At 60.8% G+C, this 14,466-nt stretch carries 18 protein-coding genes and 1 pseudogene; 4 read left to right on the top strand and 15 right to left on the bottom strand.

Features of this window, described 5'->3' with window-relative positions:
• The coding region (locus I6N89_RS24620; protein ID WP_207020243.1) for an IS3 family transposase at positions 1 to 171 on the top strand (171 nt) is incomplete at its 5' end.
• Positions 172 to 283: 112 nt separating this feature from the next.
• On the opposite strand, the gene I6N89_RS24615 is transcribed toward I6N89_RS24620, so the two are convergent.
• From I6N89_RS24615 to I6N89_RS24605, 3 genes are all read right to left on the bottom strand, one after another.
• The gene (locus I6N89_RS24615; RefSeq protein WP_207020900.1) at positions 284 to 904 is read right to left on the bottom strand and encodes a TIGR02466 family protein; all 621 of its coding nucleotides are present in this window, start codon (positions 902 to 904) and stop codon (positions 284 to 286) included.
• Positions 905 to 968: 64 nt separating this feature from the next.
• A complete protein-coding gene (locus I6N89_RS24610) occupies positions 969 to 1,883 on the bottom strand; it encodes a glycosyltransferase family 8 protein (RefSeq protein WP_207020899.1) in 915 nt (304 codons plus the stop codon).
• Between the two features lie 45 nt (positions 1,884 to 1,928).
• Entirely contained in the window at positions 1,929 to 2,900 is a 972-nt protein-coding gene (locus I6N89_RS24605; protein ID WP_207020898.1) for a glycosyltransferase family 2 protein, read from the bottom strand.
• 164 nt (positions 2,901 to 3,064) lie between these two features.
• Here I6N89_RS24605 and I6N89_RS24600 point away from each other — a divergent pair, with 164 nt between their 5' ends.
• Positions 3,065 to 3,835 carry a sulfotransferase gene (locus I6N89_RS24600; protein WP_207020897.1) on the top strand — a complete coding sequence of 257 codons (771 nt, stop codon included), beginning with the start codon at positions 3,065 to 3,067 and terminating at the stop codon, positions 3,833 to 3,835.
• Here I6N89_RS24600 and I6N89_RS24595 read toward each other — a convergent pair.
• The gene (locus I6N89_RS24595; RefSeq protein ID WP_207020896.1) at positions 3,804 to 5,315 is read right to left on the bottom strand and encodes a lipopolysaccharide biosynthesis protein; all 1,512 of its coding nucleotides are present in this window, start codon (positions 5,313 to 5,315) and stop codon (positions 3,804 to 3,806) included. The two genes, I6N89_RS24600 and I6N89_RS24595, sit on opposite strands and share 32 nt — an antisense overlap.
• Before the next feature lie 36 nt (positions 5,316 to 5,351).
• Complete coding sequence (locus I6N89_RS24590) at positions 5,352 to 6,254, bottom strand: hypothetical protein (protein WP_207020895.1); 903 nt, start codon at positions 6,252 to 6,254, stop codon at positions 5,352 to 5,354.
• A gap of 704 nt (positions 6,255 to 6,958) precedes the next feature.
• Here I6N89_RS24590 and I6N89_RS24585 point away from each other — a divergent pair.
• Complete coding sequence (locus I6N89_RS24585; RefSeq protein ID WP_207020894.1) at positions 6,959 to 7,771, top strand: sulfotransferase family protein; 813 nt, start codon at positions 6,959 to 6,961, stop codon at positions 7,769 to 7,771.
• 371 nt (positions 7,772 to 8,142) lie between these two features.
• On the opposite strand, the gene rplP is transcribed toward I6N89_RS24585, so the two are convergent.
• Genes rplP through rplB form a run of 5 tightly spaced genes read right to left on the bottom strand, consistent with a single transcriptional unit; the run spans position 8,143 to position 10,788 of the window.
• Positions 8,143 to 8,556: a 50S ribosomal protein L16 gene (rplP, locus tag I6N89_RS24580; RefSeq protein WP_076696743.1), complete on the bottom strand. Its 414-nt coding sequence runs from the start codon at positions 8,554 to 8,556 to the stop codon at positions 8,143 to 8,145.
• A 13-nt stretch (positions 8,557 to 8,569) separates the two neighbouring features.
• Positions 8,570 to 9,280 carry a 30S ribosomal protein S3 gene (gene rpsC / locus I6N89_RS24575; protein ID WP_076696745.1) on the bottom strand — a complete coding sequence of 237 codons (711 nt, stop codon included), beginning with the start codon at positions 9,278 to 9,280 and terminating at the stop codon, positions 8,570 to 8,572.
• On the bottom strand, positions 9,280 to 9,660 hold the full coding sequence (gene rplV, locus I6N89_RS24570) for a 50S ribosomal protein L22 (protein ID WP_007792768.1): 381 nt from the start codon (positions 9,658 to 9,660) through the stop codon (positions 9,280 to 9,282). Before rplV ends, rpsC begins: the two co-directional genes overlap by 1 nt.
• A gap of 3 nt (positions 9,661 to 9,663) precedes the next feature.
• On the bottom strand, positions 9,664 to 9,942 hold the full coding sequence (gene rpsS, locus I6N89_RS24565; protein WP_076696747.1) for a 30S ribosomal protein S19: 279 nt from the start codon (positions 9,940 to 9,942) through the stop codon (positions 9,664 to 9,666).
• Between the two features lie 3 nt (positions 9,943 to 9,945).
• Complete coding sequence (gene rplB / locus I6N89_RS24560) at positions 9,946 to 10,788, bottom strand: 50S ribosomal protein L2 (RefSeq protein WP_207020893.1); 843 nt, start codon at positions 10,786 to 10,788, stop codon at positions 9,946 to 9,948.
• A 337-nt stretch (positions 10,789 to 11,125) separates the two neighbouring features.
• Here rplB and I6N89_RS24555 point away from each other — a divergent pair, with 337 nt between their 5' ends.
• Positions 11,126 to 11,848: a DUF6994 family protein gene (locus I6N89_RS24555; protein WP_419247639.1), complete on the top strand. Its 723-nt coding sequence runs from the start codon at positions 11,126 to 11,128 to the stop codon at positions 11,846 to 11,848.
• A gap of 141 nt (positions 11,849 to 11,989) precedes the next feature.
• Here the strand turns inward: I6N89_RS24555 and I6N89_RS24550 are convergent, their stop codons facing one another.
• From I6N89_RS24550 to tuf, 5 genes and pseudogenes are all read right to left on the bottom strand, one after another.
• Entirely contained in the window at positions 11,990 to 12,286 is a 297-nt protein-coding gene (locus I6N89_RS24550; RefSeq protein ID WP_076696753.1) for a 50S ribosomal protein L23, read from the bottom strand.
• On the bottom strand, positions 12,283 to 12,900 hold the full coding sequence (gene rplD / locus I6N89_RS24545) for a 50S ribosomal protein L4 (protein WP_076696755.1): 618 nt from the start codon (positions 12,898 to 12,900) through the stop codon (positions 12,283 to 12,285). The genes I6N89_RS24550 and rplD overlap by 4 nt, the downstream gene beginning before the upstream one ends.
• Entirely contained in the window at positions 12,897 to 13,736 is an 840-nt protein-coding gene (gene rplC / locus I6N89_RS24540) for a 50S ribosomal protein L3 (RefSeq protein ID WP_207020901.1), read from the bottom strand. Before rplC ends, rplD begins: the two co-directional genes overlap by 4 nt.
• Positions 13,737 to 13,751: 15 nt before the next feature.
• The gene (rpsJ, locus tag I6N89_RS24535; protein ID WP_007792792.1) at positions 13,752 to 14,060 is read right to left on the bottom strand and encodes a 30S ribosomal protein S10; all 309 of its coding nucleotides are present in this window, start codon (positions 14,058 to 14,060) and stop codon (positions 13,752 to 13,754) included.
• A gap of 181 nt (positions 14,061 to 14,241) precedes the next feature.
• Positions 14,242 to 14,466 (bottom strand): annotated as a pseudogene (gene tuf / locus I6N89_RS24530) (elongation factor Tu); the annotation flags it as partial.

Genomic DNA, 14,466 nt, shown 5'->3' with positions numbered 1-14,466 from the left:
TTCTCTTCGCTAAAAACCGAACGGGTTAGGCGGAAAACTTACCGCACCAGGAAGCAGGCGCGCGCAGATGTCTTCGATTACATCGAACGGTTCTACAATCCAAAGCGTCGGCACTCGACCATCGGGTATCTAAGCCCTATCACGTTCGAGGAGAGAGCTATGAAAGCTTAAACTGCCGTCCACGAAACCGGCAGCAGGCCATACCCACTGGGACTCATGTCCGCTTGTGAACCATTCGAGCAAGGCCAACTTTCATCAAGGCCGATGAGTTCGTCGTAGCGCATCACTCCCACTTATAATTGAAGCTCACCGAAATCCGCTCTTCCTCGGCCGGGTTCGGCGGCACCTCGTGGCGCAGCCAGCTTTCCCAGAGCAGGATGTCCCCGACCTCGGGCGTCTCATACACAAACGTCCTCAGCTCCTCGCGGCAGCCCTTCCGGCGCGCGGGTGCGGCCATCATGAAGCCCAGACGGGGGTCTTCCAGCTTCAGCGCCGAAGTACCGCCGGGCATCGACACATAAGTGGTGCCCGAGATCACCGAATGCGGGTGGATATGCGAGGCGTGGGTGCCGCCTTCGGGCAGGATGTTGATCCAGATGTCCTCGAGCACCAGCGCCTTGTCGCCCAGATCGAATTCCAGATCCCCGGCGAAAGCCGCGACATGCTTATCCAGGGCCTCCACCAGCGCGGCGAAGATCGGAAAGCGCCAGGGCAGATCGGTCAGCGAGGCATAAGAGGTGTAGCCGGGATAGTTGTTCTCGTCGCACCACGCCTGCCCCGCCTCGTCATCCTCGGCGATGGACCAGCAGGAGGCCTCCAGCTCGGCGGTATCGACGGCGGGCGTATGCTCGGAGAGAGGGGCGCGGTAGAGGCGGGTCGCGAAGAGAGAGCGGATCTGGGTCATGCCGCCTCATAGCGCGAGTCGCGGGGGCTGGCGAGCGGATAAGACTTGGGCGCCCTGCCCGGGCCTATGCGCTCGGTTTCACATGTGCGCTTTGCAGCAAGGCCATCTGATATTTCAGCCAGAACTTGACCAGTCGCGGCACACCGACGCCGCCACGCTGACGGATGTCTGCGAAAAACGGTGTGAGCCGCAGATATTTCCAATACAGCCACGCATAAGGATGCCAGTCCGTCGATTGCCAGGGCTTTGGCGGCTCGGTGAAATGGATGATGCTGGGAAGATGCACACCATGCGTGTCCGGCGCCCGGTAGACCTTGCGATCATTCACAAAGGCCCGCTGATAGTTCCACGTCTTGTCGAGCGGCGCCCATTTCTGCCATAGGACCTCGTTCAGCGCATCCTGATCGGCGAACTCATAGGCCTCGGGGGCTGCGGTCAACCTGTCGAGCGCAAGGGCGAGAAATCCGCTGTCGCGTTCCGCCTGCATGTCGATCAGCAGCATGCCGGCGTTGAAATAGCAGCCCACCCCATCCAGTCCGAGCCTTTGGGCCAGGGCCTCCGCCGACAGGTTATGATCGGCGACCGCGCCGCAGGGCAGCCCCCGCAGATCGCTTTGCCAGAGCGGGAGAAGGCTGCCAGTCACCACCATGTCGATGTCGAGATAGAGCACGCGGTGGATATCCGGCGGCAGCACCTCGGGCATGATCAGGCGAAGATAGGTCGCGCGGCTGATATGCATCAGCGGCGGAAGCTTCAGCGCGTCGTGATCGGAGACTTGGTAGGCCTCGATCTCAAGCGCCGGCACCGCACCGCGAATGTCCGAGAGCAGCTCGGGCCCGACGCCATCCAGTATGGCGTGCACGCGCAGGCGCTCGGGCCCCTTGTTGGCCTCGATGGATTTCAGCAGGGCGGCGAAATGCGGGGCATAGTTCGCATCCGTCACGCAGACCAGTTCGATCGTATCGTCGTCTTGTGTCACTCTACGTAACCTTTTTGAAATCCCGTGGTTAAGATGGCCTACGCCTTAGAAATAGCGTGAGCGGGCAACGGGCTGCTTGAAATTCGCCATGAGAAAGGCCTTCGCGATGCCGAAATGCATGCGTGCGCGCTCGGGTCGGCGGCGCAGGGTCGCAAGAACGCCGCGCAGAAACCGCGCGATGATACGATCCGGCATGATCAGCCTGCGGTTCACGAAATGACCGATCGCCAGTTCCTCGTTGATCAGCTTGTCGTGGCTCCAAACCTTTTCGCCATGGTTCGGATTGAGATACTGCATTGCCGCGGTCTGAATGCGGTAGAGACCGCGGCGATATTGACCGAGGTAATAGCGCGTCCATTCCTGATCCTCGGCCGAGAACACCTCTTCGCGGAAGGGTCGGACCCGCAGTCGCTCTGTGGGGACGAGCGCCGCGCTGTTGGACATACCGTTCCGCCCCGTAAAATTGCGGCGCCCCACCACGAATTCCACCTCGCCAACCTGCTGCGGGCCCGGCGGTGTCCAGAACACCACCTCCAGATTGTGGGACTGCGCCATGCGCCAGCCATGTTCGATGACCTCCGGCGCGAGCAGAACATGACTGGATACGATCAGCGTCAGCGGCGCAGGGTTCGCAGCAACGCCGACATTGATAGCGCGGGAATAGTTGAACTCGCCCTTCGGGTAGGGGACGACCGTCGCACCCAGCGCCGCAAAATCCCGAGCCGTCTGAGCCGAATGCGAGCTGTCGACGATCAGGATTGCTTCGGGCGGTGCCGTTTGTGCACGCAGCGCGGTAATGACCTGCTTGAGGAGCGGCGTGCATTCATAGGCCCGTATCACTGCTCCGTAGCGGGGCGTGTCCATCGTGACCGGACCGGTGGCAGTTGCTATTGTCCCCGTCTTCGGGGAGAGCGTCGGAGCGCCTGTCATGCAAATCCATCCGTCATAGGCGCCGCGATCGGGCGCCAGAAAATGAACCAAACCACCGATCCGCACGGCGGGCGTGATTCCCGCCAAAGCCTACGGTCCCAGTGGACTTTTTACGCTGCAAACTTGCCAGATTCTTGATCGCGACGCCACTTTGCTCGCGCCGCAGATCGTCTTGGACCGCCTATTTGTTGCGCGCTGCTGAAGGAGTTGGCATCGTACCGACAATAGGTGCATTTCGAAAGGGCTCCTCAATGCAGTATGTGTTCGTGATCACCTACGGTCGTTCCGGTTCGACCGTTTTGATGAATTTTCTCAACTGCATCGACGGCTATTGCATCCGCGGCGAGAACAATGGCGCAGTGAACGCTCTAGCCTTGAGCGCTGGACGGCTGCATGACGCGCAGGACGAATATGCCCAAACCAAGCAGACGCCGTCGGCCCCGTGGTTCGGATTGCTCAACACCGATGCGGAAGCATACGCTTTGGGGCTCGGCGACGTTTTCAGCAGAGAGTTTCTGCGCCCGGACGAAAACACGCATGTCACCGGCTTCAAGGAAATCCGTTTCACACCGGACGATATTTCCGATGCAGAGTACATTCAGGCCATCGATTTCATGGCGGCGGCGTTTCCCGGTTCACGCTTCATTTTCAACACCCGCAACTGGCGCGAGGTCGCCCGATCGGGATGGTGGCGATACCGGACAGACCTGGGCCGCGTTCGCAAATGCATCGAAGGGGCGGATGCGCGCTTCCGCGACAGCATGGAAAAGCTGGGCGATCGCGCCTTTCTAATCGATTACGAGGAGTTCAAGGGCAAGCCCGAGGGCTTTCGTCCTCTGCTGAAATGGCTCGGCGAAGAGCTGAGTGCAGAGCAGCTCGCGAGCATCACCGGCACCAAATTGCAGCACGGTCAGCGCAAGTCCGATGATCGCGGACGCCTGCTGAGATTGCGCCGCGCACTTTACTGGTGGACGCTGGGCAACGAGGCTTTCAATAGCCGGCGCGGGAACGCAGCTTCCTGAACGCGCCGCGAAGAAGCTGCACAACCTCAACCTCGGCGGCGTCCGGACGTCCGCTTGCGAGCCACAGGATGGCCAGAGCGCCTGCGTAGCTGAACGCGCCGACGAGGCACAAAACAAGCAGCCGGAGCCAGGCTGCGGCTATCGATGTCGAGGCCGGCATCAACAAACCCGCAAGCCAGATCGCCGCCGTCATTGTTACGACGGCCAAGAAAGGACGCAGCGCAAAGGTCATTTGCGCGCGCAAGGGAAGCTCCGCAATAGCGCGCACCAGGGTCATGTTCCAGATCACATTGACAACCGACGCCGCCAACGCTCCCAGCATGGCGCCGATCAGGATCGCGTATGCGCCATGCGGCCAGGCCAGCCAGATCGCGAGCAGAACCAACGGCCACCGCACAAGGAATGCGCGCAAATCGCGGTGAAACAGACGCTTCGTGTTACCGGTGCCCATGGCCAGCGGCTGGATCGCGACGGCAGCTTGCAGCGCCGACGAGATCGCTTGCAGCTGGATCACCGGTACGGCCTCCAGCCATTTCTCGCCAACGATCAGTTCCACGAAGTCCGGCGCAAGCGCTGCGAAACCGATCGCGCAGGGAAAGATCCACATACACATGATGCCCTGAGCCCGAACATAGGCGCGGCGCAACTCCGGAAGGTTATGCTTGAAGCGTGAAAACGCCGGATACAGTGTCTGCTGTACCGGCTGCGCTAGCTGTCCGAACAGCACGTTCGTGACACGGTTGCCGAAGCTGTACTGCCCCATCAGATGGGTCGGCAGGATCGCCCCATAGACCAGCGGGTTGGCGCGCCAGTTCATTGCCTGGATACAATTGGCAAACGTAAGCCAGATGGAAAAGGACAAAAGCTCGCGCCAGTGCACGAAGGTCGGGCGGGGACGGAACGGTCTGAGCCCATAGGAGAGTGCCACCCGTGTCAGCTCTGCCGCCAATCCGCCAAGCACCAGCGCCCAGTAGCTGCGGAACAGCACAGCCACGGCGATTGCCACCAAAAAGCTCAGCACCTTCTCGCTGATCTGCATGACGAAGACCTGGCGGAACTCGAGCTCGCGCTGGAAGGTGACGATCTTGGGGTTGGAAAGGGAGACTGCGAATACACCGCCAGCCATGACATAGAGAATGTCCCGCAGGCGCGGATCACCGTAAAAACCGGCGACCGGCCCGGCAAACACCGCCAGCAAACCTCCCATCACCGCTCCGCGCACAGCCGACATGGAAAACGCGGTGTGGAAATGCGCGTCCTGCGGATCGTCATGCTGGATCAGTGCCTCGGCGAGCGGCATCTCGGTGATGGCAAGCAGGATCGCCATGAAGGCGGTACAGATAGCAACCAGGCCGAAATCCTCTGGCACAAGCAACCGTGCAAGCAGCAGCGTGCTGACAAAGCCCAGAGCATTGGCAACCAGGCGACCGACCGCAATCCAAAGCGCGCCCTTTAGCAGGCGCGTGCGAATGTCACCCATGTGAAGCTGCCCTCTGGCCTGCTGCCGGTGCCAAGATCATTCGATGAAGTCCACATCGTCTCGGGCCGCAATTCGTTCCAGATCGGCGCGATAGGCCGCCATCATCTGCGCGCGCTGCGTCTCAGCCCAGGGCGAGAACCGGTCGGAACGATCTCGTATCGGGTGCAGATGCTCCATTTCCAGCATCCGGTATTGCCGCTCGGCACCACGAATGCTGCCGGGGAGTTCGGCCATTCGAAGGATCGCCTTGGCAGATGCGCTCGCGCGGACCTCGGACTGCGCAAGGGGAGTCAGCCGCGTCGGCGCTACCCCGGTCATCCCCTCGACGAGGCGCGGTTCGAGACGGCGAAAGTTCTCATATGTCCAGACACGAAGACGCGCGGTCGGCAAGGCTGCGCGAATGCGATCGATCACCTCGATCCATTTGCCGTCGGGCTGTGCGTGGCGCTCGACAAATTCCTCCGGCGCTGGGCAGGTCCAGAACCGACTGGCTTCGCCGTAGATCGAGGCGAGAAAATCGGGGTAACCGCGCAGGCAGAGCCAGACCTCAAGCGGCTTGTCCGGAAGCACCTTGGCGAGCAGGGCCAGGCGTGCGTCGGCGTCCGGATAGATCGCACCTCCGAAGAAATCGTCGCATTCTCCGAGCAGGTTTTCCTCGGAGATCAGCACGTCACGGTCTAGCGCGAACCATTCCTTCATGCGCATCTGGATACGGTCACCTCGGATCCGGGTGCCGAGACGTGCCCTTAGGCTCCGCCGGTCCAGCCTGTGTTGATCCCAGGCCAGTTTAAACTTGAAACGGATATCCTGGGTATCCCAGTAGGCCGTCCCGTGATGCGCGAGAACTGAGCGGTTCTGGGCGAGATACTGCTGGAGATAGGTCGTCGCCGTCTTGTGCGCCCCAACATGCAGCCGAATAACGTTCTTCGTCAATTCCATGACCCCGGTTGCTGACCGCCCCGATCTTCACTGGTCGGACATGGCCGACAATATGAGAGCCTTTTGGATTCTCAAGCAGCGTCTTGTGATCCGCTCCGGCGCTCAGATCTTACCCGCGCCAGGCCGCAGGCGACCGGTAGCGCATGCGACCAGGTCCGGTGAACTGCATTCCCGCCCCAGATAGAGCGGAGCGTCCGCTGAAAATACAAAAAAAATACAACAAATACAAAGAACTACATATCAATTTAACCGACGGATCAGGGCATTCCGCCGATAGCGCCGACAACGTGGCACCTGTCCCGCCACCCTCTTCGCGCCCGCGCCAGAATGTGTCCGTAGAGGTATGATGCCCATTTTTCCGTCACTTTGCCCGACAAACATACTGCCGGCAAAGGCGTTGCCAACGGGACGCCCGACCATAGGTTGCGGTTACGATACATCTGTCCACGCCCCGTTCTGGGCACAAAGCGATACACCGCTTGCAGGCAATGTTTTCACCGCGTCAAGACCACCTCTGACCCGCCTGCCCCGACCTGACGAGCGATCCCTGGCGGTGATGCACTTTTGAGCTCACCGGCGACGCGCCCTCGCCCATCGCGCCGTTACCCGAAATACCGTTGGCATGACGACATCTAACCCATGCATATTATGAGCAGAAGGAACTTGGTGAAAGCTCTGCTCCTCGCACAGAAAGGGATAGAGACATGTCGATCTGGATGCGCCTGGCGCAGCGCTTGACGGGCAAACACGACACTCCGCCCGTGGCGCCGGCCGCGCGTCTAGACGACGTGACGTACAACGACGCCCCGCATTTGGACCGCTTCGTCTTTGTCGGCGGCCTGCACCGCAGCGGCACCACCTTGCTGGAACGGACCTTAGCAGCGCGCTATGAGCTGTCATACCTGCGCGCCACGGTTCCCGAAAGCGAAGGACAACATATGCAATCGGTCTATCGGGCGGCACTTCATTACGGCGGGCCGGGGAAATTTGCGTTTTCCAGCACGATGCGCGCCGATCTGGAGAAGCTCGATGACCTCAAGGACTGCCGCGGCCGGATCATTCAGGACTGGAGCCGATTTGTTGTGGGTGACAGCCCAGTACTGCTGGAAAAGTCACCCCCCAACCTGACCAAAATCGCATGGCTGCGGAAGGTCTTTCCCGGCAGCCGTTTCGTGATCATGACCCGCGACCCGCGCGCGGCATCGGCGGCGACGCTGAAATGGGCGCATACCTCTCTGGACGAGCTGATGCGCCACTGGGACGCGGCCTACACCCAGGCAATGGCCGACTTCTCCGACGCGGATTGCATTCTTCTCCGCTACGAAGATCTCTGTGCGGACCCTGAAGCGGAGCTGACGCGCGTGGCCGGTTTTCTGAACCTCACGCCACGCACCGATATTCAGGAGGTCGAAAGCCGCCACCTCACTTTGCGAAATTCCAACGCCAAATATATCGAACTGCACGAGGGCGCCCGTTACGGCGCGGGCATCTGGGACCAGCTCGGCTACGAGCTTTGAGCGATAGCGGCCAAGACGCAGACGTCCGCCCGAGAACCGCTCTTCCGAAAATTCTCCGAGAGACCAATTTTCCCGACAGCGACCCGGAGCGTTGCGCCAGGTGCAGAAAACGGGAAGCGATGCCGTGGGCTGATCCGAACGCGCTATCCCGCACCGTTGCCTGCTCCATCGGATCAGGATGTCCCCCGATATCGCGTGAGAAGCACCGAAAAACCGATGGCTCGCATCAGCTCCGAAACGCGCGGCCCCTGGAGGGCGCGCAAAAAAAGACCCCGGCCAGCTTCCCGGCAGGGGTCGAATTTTTAGACGGTGCACGACTCGAGCGATCTCTTTGAGCCCGCCTCCATCATGCCCGGCGGCATCGCCGCCGGTTACCAGTCCTCGCGGACCACCACGCGGGTCTTGATCGGCAGCTTCATCGCGGCCAGACGCAGCGCCTCGCGGGCGATGTCTTCGGCGACGCCGTCGATCTCGAACATCACGCGGCCCGGCTTGACCTTGCAGGCCCAGTAATCGACCGAGCCCTTACCCTTACCCATCCGAACCTCGGTGGGTTTCGAGGTCACCGGGGTATCCGGGAAGATCCGGATCCAGACGCGGCCCTGACGCTTCATGTGACGCGTCATGGCACGACGAGCGGCCTCGATCTGGCGCGCGGTGACGCGCTCGGGTTGCAGAGCCTTCAGGCCGTAATGGCCGAAGTTCAGGTCGGAACCGCCCTTGGCCTCACCCTTGATGCGGCCCTTGAACATCTTCCGGAACTTGGTGCGTTTCGGTTGCAGCATGTCTCAAACTCCCTCAGCGACGGCCGCCCATGGCGCCGCGCGGAGCCGGACCGTCCTGGATTTCCTGCGACTTGCGGTCGCGGGCAGCCGGGTCGTGCTCCATGATTTCGCCTTTGAAGATCCAGACCTTGATCCCGATGATACCATAGGGGGTCGTGGCTTCGACGTGCGCGTAGTCGATATCGGCGCGCAGGGTGTGCAGGGGCACACGGCCTTCGCGATACCATTCGGTCCGTGCGATCTCGGCACCGCCGAGACGGCCCGCGACGTTCACCCGGATCCCCAGCGCGCCCATGCGCATGGCGTTCTGCACCGCGCGCTTCATGGCGCGACGGAACGACACCCGGCGCTCGAGCTGCTGCGCGATGCTCTCACCCACAAGACGGGCGTCGAGCTCGGGCTTGCGGACCTCGACGATGTTGAGGTGCAGCTCGCTGTCGGTCATCTTCGCCAGCTTCTTGCGCAGGGTTTCGATATCTGCGCCTTTCTTGCCGATGATGACGCCCGGACGGGCGGTGTGGATGGTCACGCGGCACTTCTTGTGCGGACGTTCGATGATGACGCGCGCCACACCGGCCTGCTTGCACTCTTCGTGGATGAACTCGCGGATGGCGATGTCTTCCAGAAGCAGATCACCATAGTCCTTGGTGTCGGCGTACCAGCGGCTGTCCCAGGTGCGGTTGACCTGAAGGCGCATGCCGATCGGATTGGTCTTGTTACCCATTAGGCTTGCTCCTCGATCTGACGCACCTTGATGGTGAGTTCCGAGAACGGCTTGTTGATGCGACCGAAACGGCCACGCGCCCGGGGACGACCGCGCTTCATCACAAGGTTCTTGCCCACATAGGCCTCGGCGACGACGAGCTCGTCAACGTCCAGACCGTGGTTGTTCTCGGCATTCGCGATAGCGGACTGAAGGCATTTCTTCACGTCCACGGCGATCCGCTTTTTCGAGAAGGTCAGGTCCGTGAGGGCCTTTTCCACCTTCTTGCCGCGGATCAGCGCGGCCACCAGGTTCAGCTTCTGCGGCGAGGTGCGCAGCATGCGGAGCTTTGCCATCGCCTCGTTGTCCGCCACGCGGCGGGGATTCTTATCCTTGCCCATGGCTTACTTCCTCTTGGCTTTCTTGTCGGCCGCATGCCCGTAATAGGTACGGGTCGGTGCGTATTCGCCGAATTTCTGGCCGATCATGTCTTCGGAGACGTTCACGGGAACATGCTTGTGGCCGTTATAGACACCAAACGTCAGGCCCACGAACTGGGGCAGGATCGTCGAGCGGCGCGACCAGATCTTGATGACTTCGTTCTTGCCGCTTTCGCGTACCTTCTCGGCCTTCTTCAGGACGTAGGCATCGACGAAAGGGCCTTTCCAAACAGAGCGCGACATATGTTAGCGACCCTTCTTCTTGGCGTGACGCGAGCGGATGATAAGCTTCTGCGACGCCTTGTTGGTGTCGCGGGTCCGCTTGCCCTTGGTCGGCTTGCCCCAGGGCGTCACCGGGTGACGGCCACCGGAGGTCCGGCCTTCACCACCGCCATGGGGGTGGTCGATCGGGTTCATCACGACGCCGCGGACGCTCGGACGCTTGCCCATGTGACGGACGCGGCCGGCTTTACCGAGGTTCTGGTTGCTGTTGTCGGGGTTCGACACGGCACCGACGGTGGCCATGCATTCCTGACGCACCATGCGCAGCTCGCCCGAGCTCAGACGGATCTGGGCGTAGCCGCCGTCACGACCGACGAACTGGGCATAGGTGCCCGCGGCGCGTGCGATCTGGCCGCCCTTGCCGGGCTTCAGCTCGATATTGTGGACGATCGTGCCGATCGGCATGCCGGAGAAGGGCATTGCGTTGCCGGGCTTGATGTCGGCCTTGGCGCTGGCGACGATCTTGTCGCCGATGGCCAGACGCTGGGGCGCGAGGATATAGGCCTGCTCGCCATCGTCATACTGGACGAGCGCGATGAAGGCGGTGCGGTTGGGATCGTATTCGATGCGAACGACGATGCCGTTGATATCGAATTTGTTCCGCTTGAAATCGACGATCCGGTAGAGACGCTTTGCGCCACCGCCGCGGCGGCGTGCAGTGATCCGTCCGGTGTTGTTCCGGCCGCCCGATTTCGTCAGACCCTCGGTGAGGGATTTGACGGGACGTCCTTTATACAGCTCCGAACGGTCGATCAGCACCAGCCCGCGCTGGCCCGGCGTCGTCGGCTTGTACGACTTGAGTGCCATGCTTTCTGTCTTCCGTTTACAGACGGGCGGAAGGCTCCGCCCTATGTGATAGCCCCCTCGACTGGTGGTCCGCAGGTGGCCGGTTTGTAGGCCCCCGAAGGTGCCCGGTTCGTGGGTCTCTCGATCCCCTGCCCCGGACATGTTCCGGGGCCTCTACGGTGGAGGTCCCGGGTCAGGCCCGGGACGGGTGTCGCAAGACAAACGCGAAGCCCCGGACGAATCCGGGGCTGTTGCGGATGGGACCTCTTAGGGGAGGAGAGATGCCGGGTCAAGGCCTTGCCGGTGTGCCCGTAACGTTCGAAAGTCAATTCAGTTGAAGAGGCAGAGGGAATTTGGTGTGACCACCTTTATTGATACAACTTTTGACTTTTATTCTGACACCCCCGTCGGGAGAGATCCCGATAGTCGAAGCCCTACTCTGCGACAATATCACCGATATCTCTGGAGCAAACCTCTACCTAATGACATTCGCTTTTCACTTTCGGATAGTCATCCAAAAACTTATCTATACCACTCTTCAAGCTCTGGGGAGTTCTTTCTGTCAAGCGATGCACTGGGACACACATACCGATACTGGAAATCCATGCAGCACATCATTTCCGAGATACCTCCAACAGAGTTGGAAGCATTTTTTCGCGTTTGCAGCACCATAGGCGCCTACATCATTTTCCCAGCCAAGATGATCAACAGGCAACAAAACATCAATATGGCTCGCGGAACCAACAGCCGTATAAAAGACCGGTTCGATCTTACGCTCGAATGCATTCGTCTTCACTATGTTGGTGCACCCAACCCATTATCTGCAACGCTACAGCGATATGGTGATTTCTTTGACCTCTTCGGCTCCTTCGAACGCTACACCCAGTTCTTTCTACTGCAGGATTTAATTCAGGAAGGCACGCAAGATATAAAATTCTTTCTTCCATTCAGAGGCTTTGAGGGGTCCCCCATCCCAAGAAACGTCACTGAATATAGATCATACAGGGACAACGTTACGCGTTTTGTTCTGTCTAGGAACAGCCGAATTTCTGCATTCACCAGCAACGAGACGCCGGCATGAACTTTCAAGCTGGCAAAGCATTTCAGCATGCAGGCTCAAACGTTCCTATATCTGCCGGCGACATCCAAAAATCAAAAAAGGCCTCCGCATCGCTGCGGGGGCCTTTCCAATTCCGTAGGATGGGGTTTCACCCCACCGCGATCAAAGACCGGTCGACACGTCGATCGTGTTGCCCTCTTCGAGGGTCACATAGGCCTTTTTCACGTCGTTCCGCCGGCCGATCTGGCCGCGGAAGCGCTTGACCTTGCCCTTGGTGATGGTGGTGTTCACGGCCTTGACCTTGACACCGAAGAGCGCCTCGATGGCCTCTTTCACCTGGGGTTTCGTCGCGTCGATCGCCACTTCGAAGACCACCGCGCCGTTCTCGGACGCCATGGTGGATTTCTCGGTGATGATCGGCTTGCGGATCACGTCGTAATGTTCGGGCTTCGCACTCATTTCAGTCGAGCCTCCAGAGCTTCGACACCCGCTTTCGTGAGCACCAGGGTGTCACGCTTGAGGATGTCATACACGTTGGCACCAACGCTCGGCAGCACGTCCAGACCGTCGATATTGGCCGCGGCACGAGCGAAGTTCTCGTTCACCGCCGCACCGTCGATGATCAGCGCGCGCTTCCAGCCCAGGCTTTTCACCTGTGCCGCCAGCGTCTTGGTCTTGCCGTCGGAATCCGCCGTGTCGATGATCACGAGCGCGCCGGTCTTGGCTTTGGCGGAGAGCGCCAGCTTGAGACCGAGGGCACGGACCTTTTTCGGCAGCTCGTGGGCGTGCGACCGCGGGGTCGGGCCCTTGTAGATGCCACCCTTGCGGAAGATCGGCGCCTTGCGGGAGCCGTGGCGTGCGCCGCCGGTGCCCTTCTGGCGATAGATCTTCTTGGTCGAGTAAGACACTTCCGAACGGGTCTTGACCTTGTGGGTACCGGCCTGCGCCTTGTTGCGCTGCCAGCGGACGACCCGGTGCAGGATGTCGGCGCGCGGCTCGAGATCGAAGATCTCGTCCGTCAGCTCGACTTCGCCCGCGGCGGAGCCGTCCAGGTTGATCACGTCGAGTTTCATTCGTCGCCTTCCTTCTTCTCGGCCTCGATCGAAGCTTCCGCTTCTTTCAGGGCGGCCTCTTCGGCGGCTGCGGCTTCCGCGGCGGCGGCCTCAGCAGCGGCGGCTTCCTCGGCTGCGGCCTGAGCGGCGGCTTCCTCGGCGGCTTTCGCGGCTTCCTCGGCGGCGGACTTCAGAGCGGCGGGCAGGATCGCGTTCTCGGGGAACGGTTTCTTGACCGCGTCCTTGATCGTCACCCAGCCACCTTTCGAGCCCGGAACCGCACCCTTGATCATGATCAAGCCACGGTCGGCATCGGTCTTGACGACCTGAAGGTTCTGCGTGGTGACACGGACGGCGCCCATGTGACCGGCCATCTTCTTGCCTTTGAAGACCTTGCCCGGATCCTGACACTGACCGGTCGAGCCGTGCGAACGGTGCGAGATCGAGACGCCGTGCGACGCGCGCAGACCGCCGAAATTGTGCCGCTTCATGGCACCGGCAAAGCCCTTACCGATGGTGGTGCCGGCAACGTCGACGAACTGGCCTTCGAAATAATGGTCGGCGGTGATTTCCTCACCCACGCCGATCAGGTTTTCCGGGGCCACGCGGAATTCCGCGATCTTCCGTTTCGGTTCCACCTTGGCAACGGCGAAATGGCCGCGCATGGCTTTGGTCACGTTCTTGGCCTTCACCGAACCGGAACCGAGCTGAACGGCGGTGTAGCCGTCTTTCTCGGCGGTCCGCTGCGCGACCACCTGGCAACCTTCGAGCTGAAGGACGGTCACAGGGATCTGCTTGCCGTCTTCCATGAACAGCCGGGTCATGCCGACTTTTTTTGCGATGACTCCAGAGCGCATAAGCATCTGCCCTCCTTACACCTTGATCTCGACATCCACGCCGGCGGCGAGGTCGAGCTTCATCAGCGCATCCACCGTCTGCGGGGTCGGGTCCACGATGTCGAGCAGCCGCTTGTGGGTACGGATCTCGAACTGGTCGCGGGATTTCTTGTTCACGTGGGGGCCACGCAGAACGGTGAATTTCTCGATCTTGTTCGGCAGCGGGATCGGACCGCGCACCTGCGCGCCCGTCCGTTTGGCGGTGTTCACGATCTCCTGCGTCGACGCATCGAGGACGCGGTAATCGAACGCCTTGAGCCGGATGCGAATGTTCTGGCTTTGCATGTTCGGTATGCCTTTTCATAGGCGTGAGAGTTGAGAGGAGGAGACAGGACCACCCTGCCCCCTCATCGAACCCGTTCAGGCATGGCCGGAGCCCCTGCCCTAAGAGACGATGGGTGCCGCAGCACCCATCAAAATATCAGGCTGGCGGGCCGGATAGGGCCCGCCGCACCATCTGCCAAGATCACTCGAGGATTTTGGAGACGACGCCGGAGCCGACGGTGCGGCCGCCTTCGCGGATGGCGAAGCGCAGGCCGTCTTCCATGGCGATCGGCGCGATCAGCTCAACCGTGAACTTCAGGTTGTCGCCCGGCATCACCATCTCGGTGCCCTCGGGCAGCGTCACGGTGCCGGTCACGTCCGTCGTGCGGAAGTAGAACTGCGGACGGTAGTTCGCAAAGAACGGCGT

Source organism: Salipiger abyssi, from assembly GCF_017311415.1.
Taxonomy (GTDB): Bacteria; Pseudomonadota; Alphaproteobacteria; order Rhodobacterales; family Rhodobacteraceae; genus Salipiger; species Salipiger abyssi_A.
The sequence above is the reverse complement of the archived record's forward strand: the minus strand, read 5'-3'. Positions and strand labels throughout refer to the sequence as shown.

Coding starts and splice junctions, on each gene's coding strand:
- rplD (WP_076696755.1), bottom strand. CDS start 12,900: ATGAAACTCGACGTGATCAACCTGGACGGCTCCGCCGCGGGCGAAGTC.
- rpsJ (WP_007792792.1), bottom strand. CDS start 14,060: ATGCAAAGCCAGAACATTCGCATCCGGCTCAAGGCGTTCGATTACCGC.
- I6N89_RS24615 (WP_207020900.1), bottom strand. CDS start 904: ATGACCCAGATCCGCTCTCTCTTCGCGACCCGCCTCTACCGCGCCCCT.
- rpsS (WP_076696747.1), bottom strand. CDS start 9,942: ATGTCGCGCTCTGTTTGGAAAGGCCCTTTCGTCGATGCCTACGTCCTG.
- rplB (WP_207020893.1), bottom strand. CDS start 10,788: ATGGCACTCAAGTCGTACAAGCCGACGACGCCGGGCCAGCGCGGGCTG.
- rpsC (WP_076696745.1), bottom strand. CDS start 9,280: ATGGGTAACAAGACCAATCCGATCGGCATGCGCCTTCAGGTCAACCGC.
- rplC (WP_207020901.1), bottom strand. CDS start 13,736: ATGCGCTCTGGAGTCATCGCAAAAAAAGTCGGCATGACCCGGCTGTTC.
- I6N89_RS24550 (WP_076696753.1), bottom strand. CDS start 12,286: ATGAGTGCGAAGCCCGAACATTACGACGTGATCCGCAAGCCGATCATC.
- I6N89_RS24595 (WP_207020896.1), bottom strand. CDS start 5,315: ATGGGTGACATTCGCACGCGCCTGCTAAAGGGCGCGCTTTGGATTGCG.
- rplV (WP_007792768.1), bottom strand. CDS start 9,660: ATGGGCAAGGATAAGAATCCCCGCCGCGTGGCGGACAACGAGGCGATG.
- I6N89_RS24585 (WP_207020894.1), top strand. CDS start 6,959: ATGTCGATCTGGATGCGCCTGGCGCAGCGCTTGACGGGCAAACACGAC.
- rplP (WP_076696743.1), bottom strand. CDS start 8,556: ATGCTGCAACCGAAACGCACCAAGTTCCGGAAGATGTTCAAGGGCCGC.
- I6N89_RS24590 (WP_207020895.1), bottom strand. CDS start 6,254: ATGGAATTGACGAAGAACGTTATTCGGCTGCATGTTGGGGCGCACAAG.
- I6N89_RS24600 (WP_207020897.1), top strand. CDS start 3,065: ATGCAGTATGTGTTCGTGATCACCTACGGTCGTTCCGGTTCGACCGTT.